Annotated in this window: 30 protein-coding genes; 24 read left to right on the top strand and 6 right to left on the bottom strand. The window is 47.8% G+C overall.

The window, feature by feature from the left end; translation table 11 throughout:
• Window positions 1-86 precede the first annotated feature (86 nt).
• The 16 genes from KQI26_RS07990 to KQI26_RS07915 all read left to right on the top strand — a co-directional run bounded on the left by KQI26_RS07990 (window position 87) and on the right by KQI26_RS07915 (window position 13,230).
• Window positions 87-401, top strand: coding sequence for a hypothetical protein (locus tag KQI26_RS07990; RefSeq protein ID WP_216504003.1), 315 nt, complete (start codon window positions 87-89; stop codon window positions 399-401).
• On the top strand, window positions 394-579 hold the full coding sequence (locus KQI26_RS07985; RefSeq protein WP_216504002.1) for a hypothetical protein: 186 nt from the start codon (window positions 394-396) through the stop codon (window positions 577-579). Before KQI26_RS07990 ends, KQI26_RS07985 begins: the two co-directional genes overlap by 8 nt.
• 291 nt (window positions 580-870) lie before the next feature.
• The gene (locus KQI26_RS07980; RefSeq protein WP_216504001.1) at window positions 871-1,119 is read left to right on the top strand and encodes a Mor transcription activator family protein; all 249 of its coding nucleotides are present in this window, start codon (window positions 871-873) and stop codon (window positions 1,117-1,119) included.
• 103 nt (window positions 1,120-1,222) lie between these two features.
• Window positions 1,223-1,648: a terminase small subunit gene (locus KQI26_RS07975; protein WP_253292741.1), complete on the top strand. Its 426-nt coding sequence runs from the start codon at window positions 1,223-1,225 to the stop codon at window positions 1,646-1,648.
• Window positions 1,649-1,668: 20 nt separating this feature from the next.
• Entirely contained in the window at window positions 1,669-1,863 is a 195-nt protein-coding gene (locus tag KQI26_RS07970; RefSeq protein WP_216504000.1) for a hypothetical protein, read from the top strand.
• A gap of 18 nt (window positions 1,864-1,881) precedes the next feature.
• Complete coding sequence (locus tag KQI26_RS07965) at window positions 1,882-2,643, top strand: hypothetical protein (RefSeq protein WP_216503999.1); 762 nt, start codon at window positions 1,882-1,884, stop codon at window positions 2,641-2,643.
• Between the two features lie 70 nt (window positions 2,644-2,713).
• Window positions 2,714-2,902: a hypothetical protein gene (locus tag KQI26_RS07960; protein ID WP_216503998.1), complete on the top strand. Its 189-nt coding sequence runs from the start codon at window positions 2,714-2,716 to the stop codon at window positions 2,900-2,902.
• Window positions 2,892-3,860 carry a sigma-70 family RNA polymerase sigma factor gene (locus tag KQI26_RS07955; protein WP_216503997.1) on the top strand — a complete coding sequence of 323 codons (969 nt, stop codon included), beginning with the start codon at window positions 2,892-2,894 and terminating at the stop codon, window positions 3,858-3,860. The genes KQI26_RS07960 and KQI26_RS07955 overlap by 11 nt, the downstream gene beginning before the upstream one ends.
• 15 nt (window positions 3,861-3,875) lie before the next feature.
• Window positions 3,876-4,157, top strand: a complete 282-nt coding sequence (locus KQI26_RS07950) for a hypothetical protein (protein ID WP_216503996.1) — start codon at window positions 3,876-3,878, stop codon at window positions 4,155-4,157.
• Complete coding sequence (locus tag KQI26_RS07945) at window positions 4,154-4,588, top strand: hypothetical protein (RefSeq protein WP_216503995.1); 435 nt, start codon at window positions 4,154-4,156, stop codon at window positions 4,586-4,588. The genes KQI26_RS07950 and KQI26_RS07945 overlap by 4 nt, the downstream gene beginning before the upstream one ends.
• On the top strand, window positions 4,563-7,163 hold the full coding sequence (locus KQI26_RS07940; protein ID WP_253292740.1) for a tape measure protein: 2,601 nt from the start codon (window positions 4,563-4,565) through the stop codon (window positions 7,161-7,163). The genes KQI26_RS07945 and KQI26_RS07940 overlap by 26 nt, the downstream gene beginning before the upstream one ends.
• 113 nt (window positions 7,164-7,276) lie before the next feature.
• Complete coding sequence (locus KQI26_RS07935; protein ID WP_216503994.1) at window positions 7,277-7,840, top strand: AbrB/MazE/SpoVT family DNA-binding domain-containing protein; 564 nt, start codon at window positions 7,277-7,279, stop codon at window positions 7,838-7,840.
• 175 nt (window positions 7,841-8,015) lie between these two features.
• The gene (locus KQI26_RS07930) at window positions 8,016-9,611 is read left to right on the top strand and encodes a right-handed parallel beta-helix repeat-containing protein (protein ID WP_216503993.1); all 1,596 of its coding nucleotides are present in this window, start codon (window positions 8,016-8,018) and stop codon (window positions 9,609-9,611) included.
• A 372-nt stretch (window positions 9,612-9,983) separates the two neighbouring features.
• Entirely contained in the window at window positions 9,984-10,835 is an 852-nt protein-coding gene (locus KQI26_RS07925) for a hypothetical protein (RefSeq protein WP_216503992.1), read from the top strand.
• A gap of 71 nt (window positions 10,836-10,906) precedes the next feature.
• Complete coding sequence (locus tag KQI26_RS07920; RefSeq protein WP_216503991.1) at window positions 10,907-11,647, top strand: metallophosphoesterase; 741 nt, start codon at window positions 10,907-10,909, stop codon at window positions 11,645-11,647.
• A 1,031-nt stretch (window positions 11,648-12,678) separates the two neighbouring features.
• A complete protein-coding gene (locus KQI26_RS07915; protein ID WP_371744108.1) occupies window positions 12,679-13,230 on the top strand; it encodes an ABC transporter permease in 552 nt (183 codons plus the stop codon).
• On the opposite strand, the gene KQI26_RS07910 is transcribed toward KQI26_RS07915, so the two are convergent.
• Complete coding sequence (locus KQI26_RS07910; protein WP_216503989.1) at window positions 13,149-14,531, bottom strand: MATE family efflux transporter; 1,383 nt, start codon at window positions 14,529-14,531, stop codon at window positions 13,149-13,151. The two genes, KQI26_RS07915 and KQI26_RS07910, sit on opposite strands and share 82 nt — an antisense overlap.
• Window positions 14,532-14,784: 253 nt before the next feature.
• Here KQI26_RS07910 and KQI26_RS07905 point away from each other — a divergent pair, with 253 nt between their 5' ends.
• From KQI26_RS07905 to KQI26_RS07885, 5 genes are all read left to right on the top strand, one after another.
• Window positions 14,785-15,198 carry a hypothetical protein gene (locus KQI26_RS07905; RefSeq protein ID WP_216503988.1) on the top strand — a complete coding sequence of 138 codons (414 nt, stop codon included), beginning with the start codon at window positions 14,785-14,787 and terminating at the stop codon, window positions 15,196-15,198.
• A 58-nt stretch (window positions 15,199-15,256) separates the two neighbouring features.
• Window positions 15,257-15,745, top strand: coding sequence for a DUF1638 domain-containing protein (locus KQI26_RS07900; RefSeq protein ID WP_216503987.1), 489 nt, complete (start codon window positions 15,257-15,259; stop codon window positions 15,743-15,745).
• 138 nt (window positions 15,746-15,883) lie between these two features.
• The gene (locus KQI26_RS07895) at window positions 15,884-16,252 is read left to right on the top strand and encodes a GntR family transcriptional regulator (protein ID WP_118746940.1); all 369 of its coding nucleotides are present in this window, start codon (window positions 15,884-15,886) and stop codon (window positions 16,250-16,252) included.
• Window positions 16,252-16,950 carry an ABC transporter ATP-binding protein gene (locus KQI26_RS07890; protein WP_216503986.1) on the top strand — a complete coding sequence of 233 codons (699 nt, stop codon included), beginning with the start codon at window positions 16,252-16,254 and terminating at the stop codon, window positions 16,948-16,950. The genes KQI26_RS07895 and KQI26_RS07890 overlap by 1 nt, the downstream gene beginning before the upstream one ends.
• Entirely contained in the window at window positions 16,944-17,723 is a 780-nt protein-coding gene (locus tag KQI26_RS07885; protein ID WP_216503985.1) for a hypothetical protein, read from the top strand. The genes KQI26_RS07890 and KQI26_RS07885 overlap by 7 nt, the downstream gene beginning before the upstream one ends.
• Here KQI26_RS07885 and KQI26_RS07880 read toward each other — a convergent pair.
• Window positions 17,710-18,015 carry a hypothetical protein gene (locus tag KQI26_RS07880; RefSeq protein WP_216503984.1) on the bottom strand — a complete coding sequence of 102 codons (306 nt, stop codon included), beginning with the start codon at window positions 18,013-18,015 and terminating at the stop codon, window positions 17,710-17,712. The two genes, KQI26_RS07885 and KQI26_RS07880, sit on opposite strands and share 14 nt — an antisense overlap.
• A 19-nt stretch (window positions 18,016-18,034) precedes the next feature.
• Between KQI26_RS07880 and KQI26_RS07875 the strand changes: the two genes are divergently transcribed.
• A complete protein-coding gene (locus KQI26_RS07875) occupies window positions 18,035-18,265 on the top strand; it encodes a hypothetical protein (protein WP_118746937.1) in 231 nt (76 codons plus the stop codon).
• A 40-nt stretch (window positions 18,266-18,305) separates the two neighbouring features.
• Here the strand turns inward: KQI26_RS07875 and gluQRS are convergent, their stop codons facing one another.
• Window positions 18,306-19,259, bottom strand: a complete 954-nt coding sequence (gene gluQRS, locus KQI26_RS07870) for a tRNA glutamyl-Q(34) synthetase GluQRS (protein WP_216503983.1) — start codon at window positions 19,257-19,259, stop codon at window positions 18,306-18,308.
• 147 nt (window positions 19,260-19,406) lie between these two features.
• On the opposite strand from gluQRS, the gene KQI26_RS07865 reads away from it, so the two are divergent.
• Window positions 19,407-20,789, top strand: coding sequence for an MATE family efflux transporter (locus tag KQI26_RS07865; RefSeq protein ID WP_216503982.1), 1,383 nt, complete (start codon window positions 19,407-19,409; stop codon window positions 20,787-20,789).
• Window positions 20,790-20,820: 31 nt separating this feature from the next.
• Here KQI26_RS07865 and KQI26_RS07860 read toward each other — a convergent pair whose 3' ends face one another.
• The 3 genes from KQI26_RS07860 to KQI26_RS07850 all read right to left on the bottom strand — a co-directional run bounded on the left by KQI26_RS07860 (window position 20,821) and on the right by KQI26_RS07850 (window position 23,032).
• Entirely contained in the window at window positions 20,821-21,300 is a 480-nt protein-coding gene (locus KQI26_RS07860; protein ID WP_118746934.1) for a DUF6530 family protein, read from the bottom strand.
• Window positions 21,301-21,411: 111 nt separating this feature from the next.
• Complete coding sequence (locus KQI26_RS07855) at window positions 21,412-22,731, bottom strand: replication-associated recombination protein A (protein ID WP_118746933.1); 1,320 nt, start codon at window positions 22,729-22,731, stop codon at window positions 21,412-21,414.
• A gap of 22 nt (window positions 22,732-22,753) precedes the next feature.
• Window positions 22,754-23,032, bottom strand: a complete 279-nt coding sequence (locus KQI26_RS07850; protein ID WP_118746932.1) for a helix-turn-helix domain-containing protein — start codon at window positions 23,030-23,032, stop codon at window positions 22,754-22,756.
• A 111-nt stretch (window positions 23,033-23,143) separates the two neighbouring features.
• Between KQI26_RS07850 and KQI26_RS07845 the strand changes: the two genes are divergently transcribed.
• Window positions 23,144-23,524: a hypothetical protein gene (locus tag KQI26_RS07845; RefSeq protein ID WP_216503981.1), complete on the top strand. Its 381-nt coding sequence runs from the start codon at window positions 23,144-23,146 to the stop codon at window positions 23,522-23,524.
• Window positions 23,525-23,565 lie beyond the last annotated feature (41 nt).

Raw genomic sequence — 23,565 nt, 5'->3', positions numbered from 1 at the left:
GTTCGACAGCTTTTTTTTTTGAAAGTAAAAGATAAATAAAAAAGGCTCTTAACAGTAACAACCGTAACAAGAGAGGATGGCATAAAATGACAGGTGAAGAATTTTTGAATAAAGTAAGAAGTATAAAGCGCATTACAGGCATACGCTGGGAAACCGTTGGTGATGTATTGGATGCAGATGAAGTGAAGGTAATTATCACCGCAGATGGGGAAGAATTTTCAATCCTTGTTGGACACCCAAAAGACACAAGTAAAATTGAATGGTGTCGGGAAGTTTCTATTCGGCTGGTAATTCAAAAGATTTTGCAGCAGGAAGATATTGAAGCGGTTCTTCCCACTGATTTGGTTGAAGAAATCAATTTTGCAAGAAAAGTTATGAAAGGCGGTACTTACCATGAATGAACAGCAGATTACACGGGTTGATGAAAACAACATGAAAGCAAGGGCTATTCTGCAAAGCCTGATTTTCGCTTTGGAAAAGGATGCTGATCCGGGGGAAGAAATTGATGTTCTTCCCCTTGTGGAAGCTGCTTGCGACTATCTGAACGATACAAACAGAATGTTTCAAGAATGGGTGTAAGGTTAGCAAAAGTTAGTAATTGACCGATTTTGAAAAGAATTTGAAAATTAAAGGATTTTGAAAATTGAAAACCTTACAAAACCTGACATTTCGGACACCCCCCAAAAAAAGTATTCGGACATTTCGGACACCCTAAAAAGGGGAAAGGAAGTTGTTGACATTCAGGTTGAAAATGCTGTTGTTATGCCGCTGATAACTGTAAAACACAGTATTTACAAGGCTTTCCGGGCTGTATGTGTCATGTGGGTGTATTCTCACTTTGAAAATTAACTTTCAAAAGGTGGTGATTGATTGAGTAAGAACGAAATTAACTTGAAATTGTTAGAAGGAATCACAGGTAGCGAAATATTCAAGCAAATTCTTGAAGCCTTTCCCGGTGAACGGCTTTACATACCGGGACGGGGTGAATTCTCATCAAAGCATGAACGAAATGAAGCAATTTGGCGTGATTTCTGCAATGATATGAGCATTTCAGAACTTGCGAATAAATACGGGTTGTCTGTTGATTCCATATATCGCATTATTGATTGCCGGGGCTAATGCCCCGGTTTTCTTATTTTGTGCAAAAATAACTAAATATAGTATATAAGGTTGATATTAAATACTATATCTTGTATTATTGAAAATGGAAGAAGGTGAACAAATGGACAAACTGACACGGAAACAGCGGAAATTTGCAGAGGAATATTTGGTTGATTGCAACGGCACAAAAGCCGCCATTCGTGCCGGATATTCGCCGAAAACCGCTAATGAACAAGCTGCAAAACTTATGTCAAACCCTAAAATTAAATCCTATATTGAGGAAAAGCTGGACGAAATGAGTTCTGAAAAGTTAGCTGATGCACAGGAAGTTCTTGAATATCTTACTTCCGTAATGCGTGGCGAACACACAGAACAAGTTTTTAGATTGAACGGAAACGGGGTTCAGGTTGTGGATTATATACAGGTGTCAGCACAAGAACGGCTGAAAGCCGCTGAACTTATCGGCAAGCGTTACGGGCTGTTTAAGGGGGCATTTGAACTTGAATCCATTGCCCCAATTATACTTATAAATGATTTGAAAGACTAATTGAAAGGTTGGTAAGAATTATGACAGAAATTAAAAGAGATGAAGCATTCAAGACAAAGCTGCTTGAACTGGTAACAGTTGTGAAAGAACTTCATAATCTTGCAAAGCTATCCTTCCCGAATGGCAATCCCTATATCAGTTCGAGATTCGGAACTTACGGCGATATTTACGCCGAAATCAAAGAAGTATGTAAATATTTCGGCATTGATTTTTGATAAAGGAGAAAACAAGAAATGGAAAGATCTTATGAAACCTATGCAAAGAAAATCCTGATCTTTATGAATACTCATAAGCAGGAAGTAAAGAAAATTTCTGATACTGCAAATAAAATTGCAGTTAATCAGCGTTTTTCTGATTTTGGACGAAAAGAAGCAATCGACACGCTGAAATCTGAACTTGCAAATCTGAACGAACAGTTTTCCGAATCCATTCGTGGGGCAGTAAAACAGTTTTGTAAGGAATACAGCGTTTCTTTTGCAGAGGACAACGCAGACCATTCAACGGAAATTGCGAATGCTCTGAAAGTCATTGAAATGTGCGGAACAGGACTGACAAGCGAACTGTTCAGAACAACTCTTGAACCGCTGAAAGGCTCATATAAGGCTTTGAAGATCATCCACGATGTCATTACTATCAAGCATAGCAAAATTCTTAATGTGGACGGTATCAGCGGATATGACCCGGAAATCACTAAAATTATCTATGAGTACATGGGCGTAAATTCGGAAATCAGTGCATACATGGATCGCCTGAAAGAAATTGAAGAAGTCGCTGATTACCCGGTACTTGTCAATTATGAGATCGTCAACACGGGATATAACGGCGCATATTGCTTTGAACTGCGCGAAAAAACAAGTTATTCCGTGTATGCAACCCCGGATTGGATGATGGAAGTTGGAAAGCAGTATGAAGAACTTGCCTTGAAATACCCGCTGATGTTCAGCAACTATATTCCGACAAATGAGGAAATTGCACTGGATAAGATTGACACTTGATCCTTTCTTTTGGGGGTTGTGGGGCTTCCCGCAGCCCTCTTTTGATTATGTAGGGAAAGGAGTGCAGCACATGACAGCAAGGCAACAAGCACTATTAAAACAGAATGAACAGCGAATCCGGCAGCGGCTGGAAGTTATCATTCATGCAAAAGAAGCGGGCGTTAAACAGCGCACGCTTGATAAGATGATTGTTCAGGTGTCTTATGAGAAAAAAGAACTTGATTTGTTGAAAGCGAGGTTTGAAGCAGATGGAAAATGAAGAACTGGTTCAACAAATTCAAGCCGGGGTTGATGTGAATTCCAATTTGGAACAGCTTTATTTGCAGAACCGTTCTTTTATTTTCCAGCTTGCAAGCAAGTATTCCGGCTATGTTGAAATAGATGATCTAATGCAAGAGGGGTATTTAGGTTTATATAAAGCAGCTAATGAGTATATAACGGGCAAAGGTGCAAAGTTTATAACTTATGCTGCATATTGGATTGAACAGTATATGCGGCGATATTGTGAAAATCATAGCAGTTCAAAACGCATTTCCGCTTATATGCTTGCGAGAATATCAAAGTATAAACAATTTCTGTCTACCTGCAAAGTGCAGAACAAAGAACCTACGGAAATGGAAATCTGCACAGAACTGAACATTTCAAAGGCGCAGTTGAACGCTTTGAAAAAAGCAATGCAGGAAGCAAACTCTGTAAGTCTGCAAACTCCGATTGATGGCAAGAACAACATTTCGATGGAAGATACAATTCCTGATCCGTCCAACATGGAAGAAGATGTTACAGAACGCCTTACACAAGAATATTTTGATGCGCTGCTTTGGAATATTGTGGATGAACTGAATGAGAACGAAAGCAAGGTCATTTCCGGCTATTACCGATATTCTAAAACCCTTGAAGAATTAGGAAAAGAACTTCACCTTTCCGGCTCACGAATTGCACAGATAAAAAATAAAGCACTGAACATACTTCGGTGCAATAGAGAAGTTGAAAAAATAGCTTCCTTCTATGGTTGTGCCGTATCCAGCAATTACAAGTGTGGCTTACGATCCTTTAGGGCGCACGGATCAAGCACGGAAAATATTGCTTTGGCACGGATAGAACGGGATGAAAAGATTTTATCTTTGGAACAGGAAATTCAGAAAAAGAAAGCAGAGATTCAGCAGACTTTGAATATTGATGAACTTTTTTCAAGTGTGGTGAATTTTGCTTCACAGTAAAGGGGGTAAACCGTTATGCAGAAACATCAAGCAGAGTTTATGAAAGTTGTAAAAGAATACAATCAGCAAATCAATATGCTGTTGGGTATGGCACAGACCGCAAACCGCCGACAGCTTAGCCGACTGACCGAAATTTTGAACAGGTTAAAAGGCTCACTTCAAAAACTGACGATGCAGCAGAATGAATTTAAGCGGTATATTGCAAATCCCGTAAAATACAACGCACTGTTGCAGCCTTATATTTCGTTGTTGGAACAGACAAAGCAGGAAATTCAAAAGGCGGGTGAAAAAGCATGAACCCTAATGTTGAGATTATCACCCCGGAATTGTGGGCAGTCAATCGGGAGTACATAAAAGCCGGGTGGATTCAGGAGCTGCACCCTACTTCTGATTTTGACAGCAGCACAAATGAAAATGCTTCCCTGACAGATAGCGGGATAATGATTTTGAATAAAGGTTCGGAATTTTACCCGATTCTAAAACAATTTGTTCCTAAAATCATGCAGCACAGCAATGCAGAATTGCAGCAATGCTATCAGTCCATGACCAACAAGATATTTTTGGATAATCACGAAAAGTTGTATCTGAATGTTTTGGAATGGGAAATGAAAAGGCGTCGTGTGCGTTCGGAATATCTGAGTAGTTTGCAGCACCCTATAATCAGGGCTTTCAAAAATTTTCTAAAGAAAGTAGGTGAAAAATTTGGCTACTATCAGCACAGCGATTGAATTATATGATTCCTTCACCGCACCACTGATGAATGTTATTAACGCTGTTAGTGCGGGTGTATCAGCAATGGAGAGTTTACAGGCAACCATGAGCGAACCCGTTACAATGTCTGTTGCAGATACGGTAACGGATCAGATCAATCAGGCAATGACGGCGATTAACGCCGCAAGGGAAGCAATGTCAGAACCGCTTACTCCTGAAACCACAACGGCAACATGGAATAATCCAACAATGCCTGTCTTTACAGATTCAGGGGTAGAGCGTTTTAATCAGGAAGTTCAGAACGCAAACACGCTATTGGAGCAGTTGGGAAATACACAAGCGGAAATTGTAAGCAGGACAAGCCGTATGAATTTCTTACCGTCCAATATGATAAACGATATGAACACCATACAAAGTCGGATTCAGGGAATTCAGGAAAGGATTCAGCAGATAGAAAATAATCCGCTGAATCTGGGAACGGATCAGGCAAACGCTGAATTAGAAGGCTTGCGTTCACAGCTTAATCAGGCGGTTCAGGCGCAGGAAGAAATGAACCGGGCAATTCAGCAGATGGATATTGAAACGGCGAATGATGCGTATATCAGACTTTCCAACACCGTTTCTAATACAGAACGCTATATTCGTGACAATGTGGACGAACAGGGGCGTTTCAATCAGGAAATCAATGAAGGTGTTGCGAATGCCGATAACCTGATGAATGCAATTAAGGGTGCTGTTGCCGCTTACGCTACGGTTCAAACCGTGGGGAAAGTCCTTGACCTGTCCGACACAATGGTACAGACGAATGCGCGATTGAATTTGATTGTGGATGATGGCGGCAGTGTGGAAGAATTGCAAAATAAAATATATGCTTCTGCACAAAATGCAAGGGGTTCTTACTTAGCAACTGCTGATGCCGTTGCGAAATTGGGAATGCAAGCCGCCAATGCATTCAATTCTAACGATGAATTGATTGCGTTTACCGAACTTTTGAACAAACAGTTTGTAAACGCCGGAACCGCTGCACAGGGTGTAGATTCTGTTATGCTGCAGCTTACCCAATCAATGGCGGCTGGCAAGATGCAGGGTGAAGAATTCAATGCAGTCATGCAAAATGCTTCCCTTATTGTTCAGGATATTCAGCGGTATTTTGAAGAAGTACAGGGCATTGATGCAAGTAATATTAAGGAACTTGCTTCGGAAGGCAAAATTACAGCAGATGTTATAAAGAACGCAATGTTCTATGCCGCTGATGAAACAAATGCTAAATTTGAATCTATGCCTATGACATTCGGGCAAGTGTGGCAATCGTTTCAGAATACGGCATTGATGGCATTTCAACCCGTATTACAGAAAATGAATGAACTTGCCAACAGTGAAGCCTTTAATGCTATGGTTGAAAATGGTATTAGTGCGGTTGCTACACTGGCGGGGTTAGTGTTGAATGTATTTGATATGATGGCGCAAGCAGGATCTTTTGTTTCCGAAAATTGGTCTATTATCAGTCCTATTATTTACGGTGTAGCCGCAGCCCTTGCCGTATATTACAGCTATCTGCTGGTTACTAAAGCGATTGAAGTAATCAGCGCAGGTGTAAAGATTGCCCTTGCAGTTGCTTCCTACGCACACGCAGCGGCAACAGGCGCAGAAGCAAGCGCAACGGCAGCAGCTACGGCGGCGCAGTATGGTTTGAATACGGCGTTGCTTGCTTGCCCTATCACATGGATCATCGTTCTTATAATCGCCCTGATTGCCCTATTCTATGCGGCAGTTGCGGCGGTGAATAAGTTTGCGGGAACTTCTGCTTCTGCAACGGGTATCATTTGCGGAGTATTTGCGATGGCGGGTGCATTCATCGGAAACCTGTTCGTTACCCTGATTAACTTTGTGATTGATATTTTCGTTGTGCTTTGGAACTTCATTGCGGCATTTGCGAACTTCTTTGCAAATGTATTCAATGACCCCGTGGCGGCAATCGCCCGGTTGTTCTTTGATTTGGTTGATACAATCCTTTCCCTGTTGCAGTCTTTGGCAAGTGCGATTGATACAATTTTCGGTTCAAATCTTGCGGGTGCTGTTTCCGGGTGGCGGGATTCCCTTGGTGGTTGGGTGGATTCTACCTTTGGCAAGGGAACGGAAGTCATGGCGAAAGTCAACGCTTCTGATTATCACCTTGAACGCTTTGAATATTCCGGGGCGTGGGATGCGGGGTATAGTTTCGGTGAAGGTATTGAAGATACCATTTCCAACTTTGACCCGTCCAGCCTGTTCAACACAAATATTCCTTCCGCAAGTGATTATGCCGATTTGAGCAACTACACAGGTTCTATCGGTGACGGTGTGGGCGATATTGCCGACAACACGGGTTCTATCAAGGATTCGTTGGACATTACGGAAGAAGAATTGAAATATATGCGTGATATTGCTGAACAGGAAGCAATCAACAGATTTACAACAGCTGAAATCACCATAGATCAATCGGGTATGCAGAATACCATTAAAAGTGGGATGGATTTAGACGGTGTATTTTCTGCCCTTGAGGATGGCTTAAATGAAGCAATCGAAACTATGACAGAGGGCGTTCATATTTGATGTTAAAATTCCCCCGGTTTTAGCCGGGGGAATTTCCTATGTCTTGACTATTGGTAACGAATAGCATATAATAAATTCAAAACGATTGAATTTACTTCAAAGGGGCGGTGAATATGGAGCGCAGAAACGCAAATATGATATTTGGAAAGGCTGGCGGTAACGCAAGCAGAAATTCATACACTTGTAAGCTGTCTATTCCCAAAGCATGGGTTGATCGAATGGGGTTAAATCCTGAACAGCGGGAAGTTGAACTTGCTTTCGATGGGGATAGAATTACAGTTGAAAGACCAAATGGAAGCCCTATCAAGCGTGCAGCATTGGCAAGTAATCATAAAATTCACCGTTTTGCGTTGGTGTGGCAGCAGATGTATAAGAACCATGCCAATATACCGTTTGACTTCTTTGAAGAAATGGCTTTCATTGGTGAAGAACTTGCTGATTTAGGTTTTGTAATGGATTGTGGGGAATCTTTCAAGGCAGCTTTTCCAAACCAAAATTTAGGCGGTTACGAAAGCTGGAAACGAATTGTAAATCAAATTGACAGCGTGGAACTTTTGGGAAATGTAATCTTTTCACAATGGCGATATTGGAATCATTGGAGTATGACACCAATGGAAGAAGCTGATTTTGAATGGTTTGTTCTTGCGTTTGGGCGGTTGGCTGAATTAACAATGTAACGATAATAAGCACTTTTGAAAGTTAATTTTCAAGGGTGCTTTTTTCATGCCATTTTTCAGGTAACAGCTATATCAAAGACCTTGAAAACAACGGTATATGAGCCTTATATAAAGTCCTGTTATAATGATTATGCCGTATCAAACGGTAGAAAATCATATTCAGGAGGTTCAGAGGATGAGCAAAGGAAAAAAGTTTATAGCAGCATTGTTTTGTGTTATGCTGCTTGTAGGGTTGTGCGCTGGAATGACTGCCAATGCCGCAGTTGAAAGCGTAACAGATGTGAATGATCTAAAATACGCAATCGAACGGGCAAATGATGGGGATACCATTCTTTTCTTTGGAACAATAACCGCTGTTTCTGATCTTGGCAGCCCCCAAAAGCACATAATTCTAAAGCGTGGAAATGCTGAAAGCTGCTTAGTGACTACAAAAGGCGTGTCCGGCAGTATTCAGAATATTACATTTGACGGAACGGGTATGGTTTCTTCACAACCAATACTAAAAATTCAGGGGGATTATGCAATTCAAAATTGCACTTTTGAGCAATGCGGCGATGTGAATAATGCTTCAAGCTCCAATACCATAGGCGGGGCGGTATGCGTTAATTTTGGAAATCCTTGTTTTTCTGATTGTACTTTTAATAGTAATAATGCGATTGTGGGCGGTCATGTGGCTATCATCGGTAATGCTGATGTATCATTTCGGAATTGTACTATGAAGAACGGTCATAGCGGTTCAGGTGGTGCAATATCTATTGCCGGAAGTGCAAAATGCGATATTGAAGGATGTACGATCACTGAAAACGAAACCCGTGACTATGGCGGCGGTATTGCTAATGCTGGCAACATTCATATCAGGAAAACAAAGCTATTCAATAATACAACTGTCAATGGTGGTGCAGATATTGCAACGAAAATCGGCGGCACAACAGTTTTAGAAGATTCCCTTGACGAGTTGCAAACGCTGTTTGAGGAAGATAATATTTCCGTTCGTGGCTGGGTATGTGATTATGATTTTGAAGAAAGTGTTTTTATCCCGGATGTTGAACCCACAGAGGCAAATCTGTTGAAACTGGATTTTGAGGTAATACAGCCGGAAGAACCCGATCAGCCCACCGAACCGGGTACGGGTGAGCCAACAGACCCCAAACAGCCGGATCAACCTTCACAGCCTAAACCAACCGAACCGGGGGAATCTAACCCTTCAACGGATCAGCCGACAGATGATAAACCGTCAACAGATGATTCTGGGAAGGAGCCTGACACCCCCAATAATGATGCACCGGGGCAAAGCACACCTTCTAATTCAACGATTGATAACAGCACAACCACGGGCGATACCATTACTAATAATAGTTCAAGCAGTTCAATAGACAATTCAACCAGTTCAAACCACGAAAGCACTACAACCGATAATTCCAGACATTCAAATACAACGGATTCAAATAACACTTCTACGGTCAACAATTACTATACACAGGCAGAAACACCGACTTCAAGCGATAAGCAGAATGAGATTCAGACAATCGTTATTCCTGTTGGAAATACTGGAAGCAGCGAACCCATAGAACAAACAATAACAATTCAAAACCCGGACGGAAGTACAAGTGGGAATTGGGATGGTGCGACACTAAATATCAATGTGAACCTTGACAATGCAGAACAACAGAACACCACAGCTAACACTTCAACAGACGGAATTCCATGGTATCAAGCGGCGGTGTTGTGTTTGCTGACAGCTATTGTTGTTTGCTTGTTAAAACGGCACTGATATATGCTTTATATGGGGTTTTTAATGCTTGCTTGATAAACTAACAGGTTAAAAGGTTCATGGTGCTATATGGCTTTATATGGCTTGTGTAAAGTAGAATAATTTGATATACTATTAAACAAGTAGAAAACTTCAAAATAGTTTATTAAAAATGACAACTTGGGGTAACTTTGAACATTACACATGAATGACACAAAAAGGGCGAAAAGCATTGAAAACACTGGGTTTGAAGTTCTCCAAGCGCTAATTTGTTTCAAGCAGTGTTCAAAACCCCGAAGCCATATGGCTTCGGGGTTTTCCTATGGTACGGATTTCGGACAAAATAATCCCTTTCCTCGCTACAGATTTTCTGTATAAAAAGGAGATATCATTATGAAAAATATTTTAAAGAAAAAAATTCCTCATATTATTATCCCAATACTGCTTGCTCTATTATCTATATTCGTTTTGTCCAAGCATGCTTCATCTGTATCTTTCCATCAAGACTCCTTGAAAGTCTTGCAAGAAAAGCAAACTACTGTTTTGGAGCTTTCCGCAGCCTCTGCGTCTGCCTCTGCGGCGATCACCTTAATTCCTGGTGACACAGCTGAACCTATTGCCGATAAACTAGCCGATCTAAGCTCCCATTTTCTCTTGGTCCTGAGCGCCATCTTCCTAGAAAAATATTTGTTGACCATCACAGGCACTGTGACTTTTTCCATTTTGATCCCCGCCGCTTGTCTGCTTTACATTTTATACACTTTATTTCACTGGAAAGCCATAGCTTTGCTGGCACTTAAAATAACGGTGTTTGGACTTCTGATTTTCGCCCTTATTCCAGCCAGTATTCACCTATCTAATTTAATAGAAGACACCTATCAAAACTCTATTGATACTACATTAAAGTCTGCAAAAGAAACAACTGACGAAATCAAAAACAATGTCAATGGAGAAAAAGATGATGATGGACTATTTTCCGGAATTCTTGCCTCTGTCACAAACGGTGTATCGAATTTTTTCTCCAGTATAACAAATAAAATTGAAACCTTAATCAATAACTTTATCGAAGCTCTAGCTGTAATGCTTGTAACCTGCTGTGCCATTCCAGTATTGGTTTTATTGTCCTTTGTTTGGCTGGCAAAAGTTATCTTATCAGTAGATATTCCTTTTGATTATAATAAAACCCATCGACGCCTGAAAGATAATCTCCGCATCAAAAAGCATAAAGATCCGCATCAGTCGTAGTTCTCCCGTTGGTAGCCTGATGTCTTTCTGTAGAATTGATTTCTTTTCCTTATCCAAAAGAGGTAATCCGTATGACCTACTGTATGTCCGATCTCCATGGAGAAAAAGATCTTTTTGATAAAATACTGGAACAGATCCATTTTTCTTCCCAGGATCACTTATATATTTTGGGGGATGTGATCGACCGAGGCTCCCATGGTGTGGAGCTTCTGGAGCAGATCATGGCATCTGACAATATCACCATGTTGCTGGGCAACCATGAGCAGATGTGTCTGAGCACTCTGGGCCTGCATCAGGAAATAGGGGCCCGGGAACTGTGGCGTCAGAATGGCGGGATGAGCACCTATCGCACTTTGCTCTACCGCCGCACTTCCAGGGATCGGCATCAGATCCTGCGTTTTCTCGCCGGGTTGCCGGATCATCTGGACATCACGGTGAATGAACAGAAATTCCACCTGGTCCATGGCTGCCCCGGATCGGATCGGGAAACCCGCATCTGGGGCCGGGTGGATGAAAACACGATAAGCCCCTATCCAGACACCCTTTGCATCGTGGACCATACCCCTACGGTTTTCCTTTCCGGCTCTGTGGATGTTCCCTTCTCCATCTGGCACGGAAAGGGTGTTTTGAACATCGACTGTGGCTGCGGCCACCGGAACGAACCTCTGCGGCGATTGGCTTGCCTGCGCCTGGAGGACATGATGGAATTTTATGTGGGAAGTGCAGAAAACGAGCCATCCCAGTATGATGATGGGAAGCAGCTCCTCCTCTCAAGCCAAGAACTTTTCCCAGCTGATAGCCGGCACCGATGATCAAGCCATCAGTCAGGCAGTCACCGACAGCTATGATCTTCTCTATGGCGCCTGGCCGGAAGAATACAACCAGGTGGTCCTGGTTCTGGACGAAAATAACTCCCTTTCCACCGCTTCCCTGTACCAGCTGGGGCTAATCTCGGCCCAGCAATATCTGGAGATCCAGGAACAGATCGCCGATGGCGCTGAAGTCACTCCGCTCTCCTGGGACTATGAGACCATCTGCGGACACACCTTCTCTTTGGTTCCTGCATCCGATCGTTATTCCGAAAAAGAAGATGGCACCTTTGCCTACACAGCGGACAGCACACCTCAGCAGGAACAGTTGGTGAAAAACGGAATCACTCTCACCATTTCCGGTGTAATCCGCCCCAAAACAGATGCGGCCAATGCCACCATTTCCACCCCGGTGGCCTATACCTCCCAACTGACCGATTATGTGATCGAGCATGCCAATGCCAGTGCCGTAGTGACGGCTCAAGAAGAGACGCCTGAGATCAATGTGCTCAACGGCATGGAGTTTGAAGCCCCCAGCCAGGAAGAAAAGATAGAGGACGCCAAAACCTATCTTTCGTCCATGGGAGTGTCGGACAAGGCCGCCATGTTCCAGATGATTCAGTACTACCTGGCTCAGGAGCAAACCGGGGTGAAGTTTTCCGGAGACCCCAGCCAGCTTTCCCAGGGGAATGGCTCCATGGTCTCCTCCATGGGAAGCGCCGATGAAGCGGCTTTGGCCCAGGCCCTGGATCTGTGGCTGGCCGATTCTCCAGACCCGGATATTCTGCTGTCCATCTACGATGAAACCATCGCCGGGGCCTCTTATGAAGAGAATATGGAGAACTTCGGAAAGGTCAGCTACGATGCCCCCTCTTCCATCAGCATCTACACCGACAGTTTTGAGGACAAAGAATCGGTGTCCCAATGCATCGCCGACTACAACAAAGAAGCCAGCGAGGAAAACCAGATCACCTACACCGATTATGTGGAATTGATGACCCAATCCCTTACCTCCATTGTGGACATTATTTCCTATGTGCTCATTGCTTTTGTGGCAGTATCCCTGGTGGTGTCCTGCATTATGGATCGGCATCATCACCCACATTTCCGTCATGGAGCGCACCAAGGAGATCGGTATTCTCCGGGCCATGGGTGCTTCCAAAAGGAATATCTCCCAGGTATTCAATGCCGAAACCTTCATCATCGGCTGCCTGGCCGGAGCACTGGGGGTGCTGGTCTCCGCTTTGCTCGCCATTCCCATCAACGCCATCCTGCAGAGTTTGCTGGATGCATCCTCTCTCACCGTGGCCTTGCCCGTGACTTACGGCGGTTTCTTGGTTCTGCTCAGCATTCTGATCACCATGTTGGGCGGCCTGCTCCCCGCCAAAAATGCGGCAAAAAAGATCCCGTGGCCGCTTTGCGTACCGAATAACATCTTTCGCCCTACAAGGAAAGCCCTCTTGCAGCTGTTGCCGCAAGAGGGCTTTTTGCAAAAAATAATCTCTCAACCTTTGGTGCCATGGATCACTTTGATCCATTTTCGGCTCCGCAGCCGGAAGACGCACCAGACGCATTTGATGATCTGATCGATTTTCAGCATGGTATAGATCCAGAAAGGCGACCAATGGAATACCATCCCCGCCAGATACCCCAAGGGGATAGAAGCCACCCACAGGAAGAGGATGTCGCCCACCATCAAAAATTTGGTATCTCCCCCGGCCCGCAGCACGCCTTTGGTGAGAATGGAGTTCATGGCCTGGAAAATAATGATAAAGCTGATGGCGTCCATCAGGCTCCAGGCGATCTCCTTGGCCTGGGGCGTCACCTGATAATAGTTGATGATGGGGCCCCGCAGCAGCAAAATCGCCAGAGCCGCCAGGCATCCTACCAGAAATCCCAATCCCAGGAAGGTATAGCCCTGCCGCTGCGCCTTGTCATATTCTCCCCGGCCCATGGTATGACCGGTAATGATGCCGCTGGCATTGGAAATGCCCTGGGTCAGCACTGAGCTGAGCTGCTGCACCACAGTGGTCACCGAATTGGCCGCCACAAAAGCAGTGCCCAGCCGTCCGGTGATCATGGCCACAGCGTTATTTCCCAAGGCCAGCAAGCCGTCGCTGACCAGAACAGGGATGCTGATACGCAAATATTCGCTCAGAAGATCCCGACACTTCATAAACAAATGCCCGATACGATAGCCGATCTTCTGATCCCGGAAAAAGAAATAACCGCAAATAAACACCAGCTCAAAAACCCGGGAAATCAGCGTTCCCAGTGCGGCGCCGGCAATCTCCATCCGGGGTGCCCCCAGATGACCAAAAATAAACACCCAGTTAAAGAAAATGTTGATAAAGAAAGCCAGAATGGAGCAGAACAGCGGCAGCTTTACTTGGCTGACACTACGCAGAACGATAGTACAAGTCAAAGACAGGCCCATACAGAAATAAGTGGGCAGCAACCAGCGGAGATAGAGCACACCGTAATCCACCGTTACCTTTTCAGAAGTATAGATCCGCATGACCATCTGGGGGCTGATCAAAGTGGCCAGGGTAAACACCGCGGCAAAGGCCAGACAGATGCGAAGCATGATGGTGATGGCTTTGCGCAGCCCTTCTTTGTCCTGCATCCCCCAGAAGCGGGAGGTGAGCACCGAAGCTCCCATACCGATGCCCATGCAAAAGATCTGAAACAGGTTGATAAACTGCCCGGCCAGGGCCGAGGCCGAAAGCTGGGCATCCCCCATGCTGCTGAGCATGATGGTGTCCATCAGATTGATCCCCACGGTAATCAACTGCTGCAAGGAGACCGGCACGGCAATGCGCACCACATTTTTATAAAACTCCTTGTCCCCCAGATATCCCCTGAGATCCCATTTTCCCTCACTCATGGCGCCCCTCCTTCCCGAGACGCTCTTTGCTTTGCTCTTTCCTTGTCACAAAGCACCTCTCCTTTCGTTTTTTCATCCAATTCTATTATAAAAACATTGTGAGTTTTTCGTCAAGTTTCCCCGGTCCATGCCCATCGTTGTTTTTTCGTTGATTTTTTCGTTCTACCATCGACATCTACATTTTCTCATGCTATAATTCATAATATCTTTCGAAGAACGAAAATAATTACGAAATCTGAAAGGAGAATATCACATGACAAATCAAGAAATTCTGCATCAGTTGAAAGAGATCCAGGGCCAGGTAAATGGATTGATCCAGGCCTTGGAGCGGGAAGAGCAAAGCCAGTCGGTCACTGCTACGGTGGGAGAAGTGCGCCGGGCCGCCATTCTGGAGGAAGTCTACCGCCAGGGCGGCAGCGTGACAGCGGCGGACATTTCGGTTTTTGCCCAGCGCTATGGCCGCTCGCCCCGTTCCTGTGGCGGCTATTATTCCGGCGCCGCTCCCTCTCTGGCCGCCAGCGAAGATAAAACCCGTCGTGAACTCACCGCTGTGGGAACCGAACTGGTGCTGGAGACCCGGGAAAAATGGGGAGAAGATTGGCTGGACCGTCTGCCCATGGATGTGCTTTCCAACCCCCACACCCCGGATACCACCATCGCTTTTTGATCTCCTCTCTTCCTTGACATACCCTTCTTCCAGTGCTACACTTCCCCTGGACCCCGCAGTGGATACCGTTTTGGCAGCCATGGGCTTTTGTGGCGGCTCCTGGAAAAATCTGGCCGCCCGACAGCGCATTGTGATTCCCTGCGTAGACGACTGCATCACCCTGCTGCTTCACACCGATGACCGAAAGGCCTCCAATCTGAAGCAAACCGGCCATTTTTATTTCCGTGAACCGGATGTCGGAGAGATTTCCTTGGAAAGTATGGAACAGCGCCTTTGCCAGAGCCGCGGAAAAGCCCAGGGCCGCGCCCTTTTCCACCAATGGTTTGATCCTTTCACCCATATTGATATCATCGATACCGGGACCTACGACAGTTATGCTCCGGCCCATCTGCGCCAGGTGCAGCGGGATGCCGATCTGACCCAATGTGCCGTACGCCATGTCCCGGGCAGCATCCGTATATTGGAGAAGCTGGTATCCGGCCAGTGGGATAAACAGTTTTTGATCGTGGAGCCAGGAAATTCCCTGGCCTGGAAGGATTTTCTCTGATTTTCTGCCAGAAACCCATTTTTCAGCCGCCGTCAGGCGGCTTTTTCTTTTTTTGAAATTCCCCCTTGACAAAGCAAATGGACAGCTGTATTATTGTACTATGTTCTTAATACAGTGATACAAAAGGAGCGTGAGCCTATGGCCTGGCAATTTGACAGCGACCGCCCCATCTATGCCCAGCTGGTGGAGCAGATCCAGCGGCTGATCCTCTCCGGCGCCTATCCCCCAGGCAGCAAACTGCCTTCGGTGCGGGAACTGGCGGCCCAGGCGGCGGTCAATCCCAATACCATGCAGAAAGCCCTGGCCGAGCTGGAGACCGATGGGCTGCTTTTCACCCAGCGCACAGCGGGCCGCTTTGTCACAGAGGATGGTGAGGCCATCCAGCAGCTTCGGCGGCAGCTGTGCCAAGGCATCTTGGAAAACTTCATCCAAAGCATGACCGGTTTGGGATTCACTCCCCAGCAGGCTTTGGAACAATTACAATTTCATGTGGAGGGAAGAAACTGATGAACGCTTTACTGGAATGCCGTAATCTGACCAAATCCTATGGCAGAAAACCGGCGCTGTCCAATGTGGACCTGACCATCTCCCCCGGCCGGATCGTGGGGCTTCTGGGACCCAACGGCAGCGGGAAGAGCACTTTGATCAAGCTGGCCAACGGTCTTTTGAACCCCACCGCCGGCGAAATACTGGTGTGCGGCAAGAAGCCGGGAGTGGAAAGCCATCTGTCGGTGTCCTATCTGCCGGACAAAAACTATCTCAATGACTGGATGCGGGTATCGGACATCATTGGCTATTTTTCCGATTTTTATCAGAATTTTGACGCCAACCGCGCCCGGGATATGCTCCGCCGCCTGGACATCGACGAAAGCCAGCGGCTGAAGTCTTTGTCCAAGGGCACCAAAGAAAAGGTGCAGCTGATTCTGGTGATGAGCCGCAGAGCCCAGCTTTATCTGCTGGATGAGCCCATCGGCGGCGTGGACCCGGCGGCCCGGGACTATATCCTCAATACCATCATCACAAATTACGATGAACGAGCCAGCATCGTTCTTTCCACCCATCTGATCGCCGACATTGAAAAAGTGTTGGACGATGTGATCTTCCTGGCCGAAGGCCGGGTGGCTCTGGTGTCCTCGGTGGACGAAATCCGGGAGAAAAATGGAAAATCGGTGGATGCTTTGTTCCGGGAGGTATACAAATGCTAAGAAAATTACTGAAATATGAATTCAAGTCCACAGGGCGTATCTTTCTTCCCATCTATGGAGCCCTGTTGATCACCGCTTTCCTTACCCGCCTCTTTGTCTTTAACAAGGATTTCTCCAATTCCTTCTTTTTGGGAATTTTCCAGGTGGCGATCTCCTCCCTGTTCGGCTTTTTGCTCATGGCGGTGTTTATCCTCACTTTGGTGGTCTCTCTCCAGCGTTTTTACAAAAATCTGCTGGGCGAAGAAGGGTATCTGTCCATGACCTTGCCGGTGAAGCCCTGGCAGCACATCTGCTGCAAATCCCTGACCTCTCTGGTATGGTACATTTTAAGCAGCATTGCCGCCTTCCTGGCCTTTGTGATTCTGGCCTATGAAAAAGGGATGGTGGCAATGTCCTTTGGGGTCATCGGTACTTCCATCCGTCTGGGTTATCTGAATGGTCAGATTATCACAGCCTGCATAGAGTTTTTCCTGTTCGGTATTATAGGTGTACTGGCTTTCACCATGATGCTCTATGCCAGCATGGCCTTGGGGCAGCTGAGCGCCAACAAGCGGCTGCTCACCTCCTTCGGCGCCTTCCTGGCCCTGAACTTCCTGGTCCAGATCCTTCTGGGGGTACTGGGGAACCTGGCTGCTCAATGGATTTTCCCCGTATCCGATGACTGGGCCATTCATGTGGCCCTGCTGCTGAGCATCGCTTTGGAAATCTTTTTCCTGGCCGGATTCTTTTTCATCACAAATCACATTCTGTCCCGCAAGCTCAACCTGGAATAAAAAAACGCCCTGCTGCGACGGTTTCCGCCCCTTGATCTGTGATACCATATCCTTTGCGGGGGACGCTGCCAACGGGCTGGCGCAAGCGGCTGTGCCGCGCCCCGCAGCCAAAAAAGCACAAAAGAAGCGTATGTTTTCTCAAAACAGCGCTTCTTTTTTCTTTTTCTCCCCTCTTCCTCCCTCTTCGGCAACAAAAATAGAAAATCTTTTTTTCTCCCGAAAATTCGACACCTTCCTCCACACATCCCATGTATAATAGAAGCATCGGGATCGTATCACTTACGGAAACCACAAGAAAGAGGACTCCTGCAATGAAACACACTCTCCAACTGTTCGCTTATCGACTGCTGACCCTGTGGCACCATGGGCTCATCCGGCTCTATCAGCTATGGGGAAAACTGTGGCTTCTGCCTGGCCTTCCTGCGCCGGACAGCTTCCGAAGCCGCCTCCTGCTTTCTCTGTGCCGCAAACTCAACCGCCATCTGTGCCTGGCCATGCGCTGCTCCCACCACCAGAAACGGCTGATCCTGGCTTTGCAATAACCCTATAAAAAAAGCCGCCTGAAAAGGCGGCTTTTTTATGTTAAAAATCCAGCATGGGGGTATCCAGCAAAATATCCTGTTTTTTCACCTTTTCCCAATCGAATAAAGAAACCAGTTCCCGGGGTGTAACCGCTTCTTCTTTGGGCAAAATCCCTGCCCAGAAAGCCAATTTTCCCACCAGCTCTTCCGGCCCGATCCGGCTACGCAAAGCTCCCAGATCCAGATCTCCATCCCGCTTGGACAAACGGCGGCCATCGGGAGCCAGGAGCAAGGGCGCATGATAATACTGTGGCTGGGGAAAGCCCCACAACCGCTGAAGCCAGATCTGCCGTGGCGTGGAGGAAAGAAGATCGCTGCCCCGCACCACCTGACTCACTCCCATGACCCCATCGTCCCAGGTCACCGCCAGCTGATAGGCAAAGACCCCATCGGAGCGCCGCAAGATAAAGTCCCCGCAGTCCCAGGCCAGATTTTCTTCATACACGCCCCGGCATCCGTCGGTGAAAGAGATCATTTCATCCGGCACACGAATGCGAATGGCCGGGCGGCGGTGTTTTTCTTTCTCCTGCCGCTCCTCCATCGTCAACTCCCGACAGCGGCCACTGTAAATCACCTGTCCATCGGAGGCGTGAGGGGCCTCAGCGGCGTGCAGTTCTGCCCGGGTGCAGAAGCAGGGATACAGAAGCTCTTGCCACTTCAACAGATCCAAGGCCTTTGCATATTCCTCCTCCCGGCGGCTCTGCCAATACTGTTTCTCCTCTTCCCCAGGAATACCGGCGCCTTCGTCCCAATCCAGCCCCATCCACAAAAGATCTTCCATCAGCATCCGGGCATATCTCTCCCGACTGCGCTGCGGGTCCAGGTCCTCCATGCGCAGCAGAAGCCTTCCACCCTGGCTGCGAGCCGAGAGCCAGGCCAAAAGGGCACAAAAGGCATTGCCCAAATGCATTCGTCCCGTGGGACTGGGGGCAAACCGCCCTTTGATGGATTCCATCGTCCATTCTCCTTCCTTTTTGGGGATATTCCTTGGAAAATCCGAAAAATTTTTCTTTTCCCTTGCAATTCATCGCTTTACAGAGTAGTCTATATAAAGCTGCCCTCTGGACAGGCCGCAACCACTATGGAAAGCAGGACGCAAATCATGTCAAAGACCAACGATCTGGGCAGAGATCCCATTGGAAAACTGGTGCTCAAACTGGCCATTCCCTCTATGCTGGCCCAATTCGTCAATGTATTCTACGGCATTGTGGACCGGATGTACATCGGCCACATTCCCCATGTAGGTGATCTGGCGCTGGCCGGTGTGGGCGTGTGCGGTCCCATCGTCACCCTGATCTCTTCTTTTGCCTTCTTGGTAGGCTTGGGCGGAGCGCCGCTGATGGCCATCCGATTAGGTGAAAAAAACAAAGAAGGCGCCCAAAAGATCCTAGTCAATGCCTTTCTCATGCTCTGTGTTCTGGCTCTTTTGCTCACCGGCGCCGCTCTTTTGCTGAAAAAGCCCATGCTCATGGCTTTCGGCGCCAGCGGCGCTACCTATGGCTATGCCAATGAATACATGACCATTTATGTACTGGGCACCCTGTTCGCCATCCTGTCTGTGGGACTGAACCAGTATATCATCTGTCAGGGCTATTCCACCATGGGCATGGCCACGGTAATCATCGGTGCGATTCTGAATGTGCTGCTGGACCCGGTGTTCATCTTCCTGCTGGGATTGGGCGTGCGGGGGGCTGCTTTGGCCACCGTGATCTCCCAGGCCGTCAGCTGCTTTTTTGTGATTTGGTTCCTCCGCAGCCGTAAACCCCAGATCTCCCTCACATTGGGAGGCTACTCCCCTTCCATCATGCGGCGGATTTTGCTGTTCGGTCTGTCTCCCTTTACCATCATCGCCACCGACAGTGTGCTGCTCATCGCTCTCAACAGCGTACTCCAGCGCTACGGCGGTGCCGAGATGGGAGACACCTATATCACCGTGGCCACCATTGTGCTCAGCTATATGCAGCTGATCACCATGCCCCTGGGCGGCATCACCGGCGGCACCCAGCCCATTCACAGCTTTAACTATGGTGCAAAGAAAGTGGACCGCATCCGCCTGGCCATCCGCAAAGTGCTGACGCTGTGTCTGGTTTTCACCGGCGTGATGTTCCTGATCAGCCAGCTGGCCGGTTATTATTTCGCCATGATCTTCACCCGCAACGAAGAACTGCTTCGTCTGTCCTCCTGGGCCATCCGGGTGTTCACCTTCTCGGTGATCCCTCTGGCCTTCCAGTATGAGTTTGTGGACACCTTTACCGCCCTGGGCATCGCCCGGGGAGCTCTCAGCCTGTCCCTCATCCGCAAAGCGGTCTTTTTGGTTTTCACCCTGGCTCTCCCCTATTTCCTTGGAGCCCAGGCCACCTTTTTCGCCGAGCCTGTCACCGACCTGCTCTGCGCCATCCTCACCAGCGCCGTATTTTTAAGCAACATCAACCGGCTTCTGGACGAACGGCTGGCCATGCCCGACGATGTACAGCTTTATCAATGATCCATGCCGCCCCTGCAATGGGGCGGCATTTTTAATAGCCCATTTCCCGCAGAATACGGGCCAGCACCCGAAAACGCTCGCCCAGCATTTCATCATCCTGAGCCAGAGCCTGATAGAACAAGGCAATATCCTCATCAATATGGGGATTCTCCCGGCAGATATCCACTGTCATGGCATCTCCCTGCAACCCTACCCGAGCCACTGGCCCTCCCTCTTCCTCATAGAGCTTGGGAAAGCGATAGGCCTCCCGGAAATACAGCCGGGCCTGGCTGATGAGAATCGCCAGATCCAGCGCCCGGTGAAGGGGCAATTCCTCCGATTGCCGGGACCACTTCTCTCCGGTGTACCTCCAGACCTTGGCTGAAATATCCACCTTTCCCCGATCATTCCATTGGGCCAGACCCAGAGAAAGACCTTTTGCATCGCTATGATAGGCCATGCGGCCATCCACTTCTTCGTAGTTTTCCACCACGACCACCGGTTTGTGCTTTAATGTGGTTGGGATTTTCATATATTCCTCCTGTATGCAGTAAATTAGTAAATTACTTATTCAGTACTTTTGGAGTATATCACAGTCCCTGTGCTCTGTCAATCAAAACAAAAAGGCCCCAAAGGGCCTTTTTTATGTTTTCCGGTGTTTTTTCCACTCCCGGATCTGTTCCAAGCGCTCTTTGAAGCGCTTTTCCAGTCCTTGTTCCGTGGGATTATAGTATCGCTTTCCCCGAAGAGACTCGGGCAGACATTCCATATCGGTGAGTTTTTCCTGGGTATCGTGGGCATATTGATAGCCCTCCCCATAGTGGAGCTCCCGCATGAGCTGGGTGGGACTGTTGCGCAGATGCAGAGGCACCGGCTGGGCCAGCTGTTCCAGAGCATCCCGTTTGGCCCGCTCATACCCCACATACAGGGCATTGGAGCGGGGCGCCAACGAAAGATAGACCACGGCCTGGGCCAGAATCACATTGCATTCCGGAACGCCGATAAAATGGCAGGCCTGGTAGGCCTCCACCGCCAAAGACAGCGCCCGGCTATCCGCCAGACCAATGTCCTCGCTGGCAAAACGAATCAGCCTGCGGGCCACATACAAAGGATCTTCTCCCGCTTCCAGCATCCGGGCCAGCCAATACATCGCAGCATCCGGATCGCTGTTGCGCATGGATTTGTGCAAGGCGGAAATCAGGTTATAATGTTCCTCTCCATTCTTGTCATAAAGCAGGGAACGCTGGCCAATGCACTGATTCAGGATGTCCTCTGTGACAAACACGCCCTCCTGCGTTTTCTCCCCGTTGAGGGCTACCATCTCCAAGGTGTTGAGGGCCACCCGGGCATCCCCATTGGCAAACAAGGCAATCTTCTCCAAAAGTGCAGTGTCGATATGCACATTTTGCTCCCCCAGTCCCTTGGGTGAGGCCACCGCCCGCTGGAGCATTTTCACCAGGTCCTCTCCACTGAGAGCTTGCAGCACAAACACCTTACACCGGGACAACAGCGCCGAATTGATCTCAAAGGAGGGGTTTTCTGTAGTGGCCCCGATGAGAATGATGCTCCCTTTTTCCACATAGGGAAGAAAGGCATCTTGCTGGGCCTTGTTGAACCGGTGAATCTCATCGATGAATAAAATGGTTTTCTGTCCCAAAAGCCGGGTGGTTTCCGCCTGAGCCATCACCTGGCGCAGTTCTTTGATGCCGCTGGTTACAGCGCTGAAATTGACAAACTCCGCCTTGGTATGTCGGGCAATGATCCGGGCCAGGGTGGTCTTGCCCACTCCCGGCGGGCCCCAGAAGATCATGGAGGGCACCTCATCCTGCTCTATCATCTGCCGCAGCACCTTCCCTGGCCCCAGAAGATGCTCCTGCCCCACATAATCCTCCAATGTCTGGGGGCGCAGCCGGTCGGCCAACGGTTGGCTCAGGCCTTTTTGATCAAAAAGGGATTGTTGCATTCCCCCATCTCCTTCCCGCTTTTTATTTTATTGTATCACCGGCGCCCTTTTCTGAAAAGCCCGGAAGCCCCAGCAATTCCTCCAGCGGCACCCGCAAGGCCCGGGAAAAGGCCACCAGCTCAAAATCCGACACGAACCGCTCCCCCTTTTCCACCCGGCTCACCGCCTTCTGATCCAGCTGTACCTCCTGGAGCTGAAGACGGGCGGCCAGCTCTCCCTGGGACAGCTTCCGTTCCCGACGAAAGCGGCGGATCTGCTCTCCGCAAATATTGCTCCTGCCTTGGTAATCATAAATTTTCACGGCAACCCTCTACCATAAAGATGACTATTTTTCTTGACTTTATCACAGTCATTTGGTAGTCTTACCGTAAAGATGACTAAAATACATTTTCTTCTGGGGGGTGCATACCATATGGGGGCCTTGGCACAGGAACCGGTCAAACTGCTATTCTGCCGTCCATGGCAGGAAAAACGGGGGGCCTTTTTGCTGTGGATCGCCCTGGAATACACCCATCCCGGGCCGGATGGAGAAAATTTCGCTTCTTCTGTCCTGTGCCATGCTTTCCAGGATGAAAAGCCCTTGCTCCCCGGATTGGTATCAGGCCAGCCGCTTTTTTGTGCCAAGACCGCTTTCCGTCCCTTGGAAAAGGGGGAAAAGGTACATATCCACCTATCCTACCAGCTGCTGGAACCGGAACACCCCGTAGAACTGAAAATCTGTGCGTTTACCCCGCTCTCTCCTCCCTGCTGGCAATGCCGCTTTGTTTTATCTCCGCCTTGGACGACACTATGATTTTTCCACAAAAAATACGCCGCAGAACTTTTCTGCGGCGT

It is taken from the genome of Intestinimonas sp. MSJ-38, from assembly GCF_018917925.1.
Classification (GTDB): Bacteria; Bacillota; Clostridia; order Oscillospirales; family Butyricicoccaceae; genus Pseudobutyricicoccus.
This window is presented reverse-complemented; position numbering and strand designations above follow the sequence as displayed.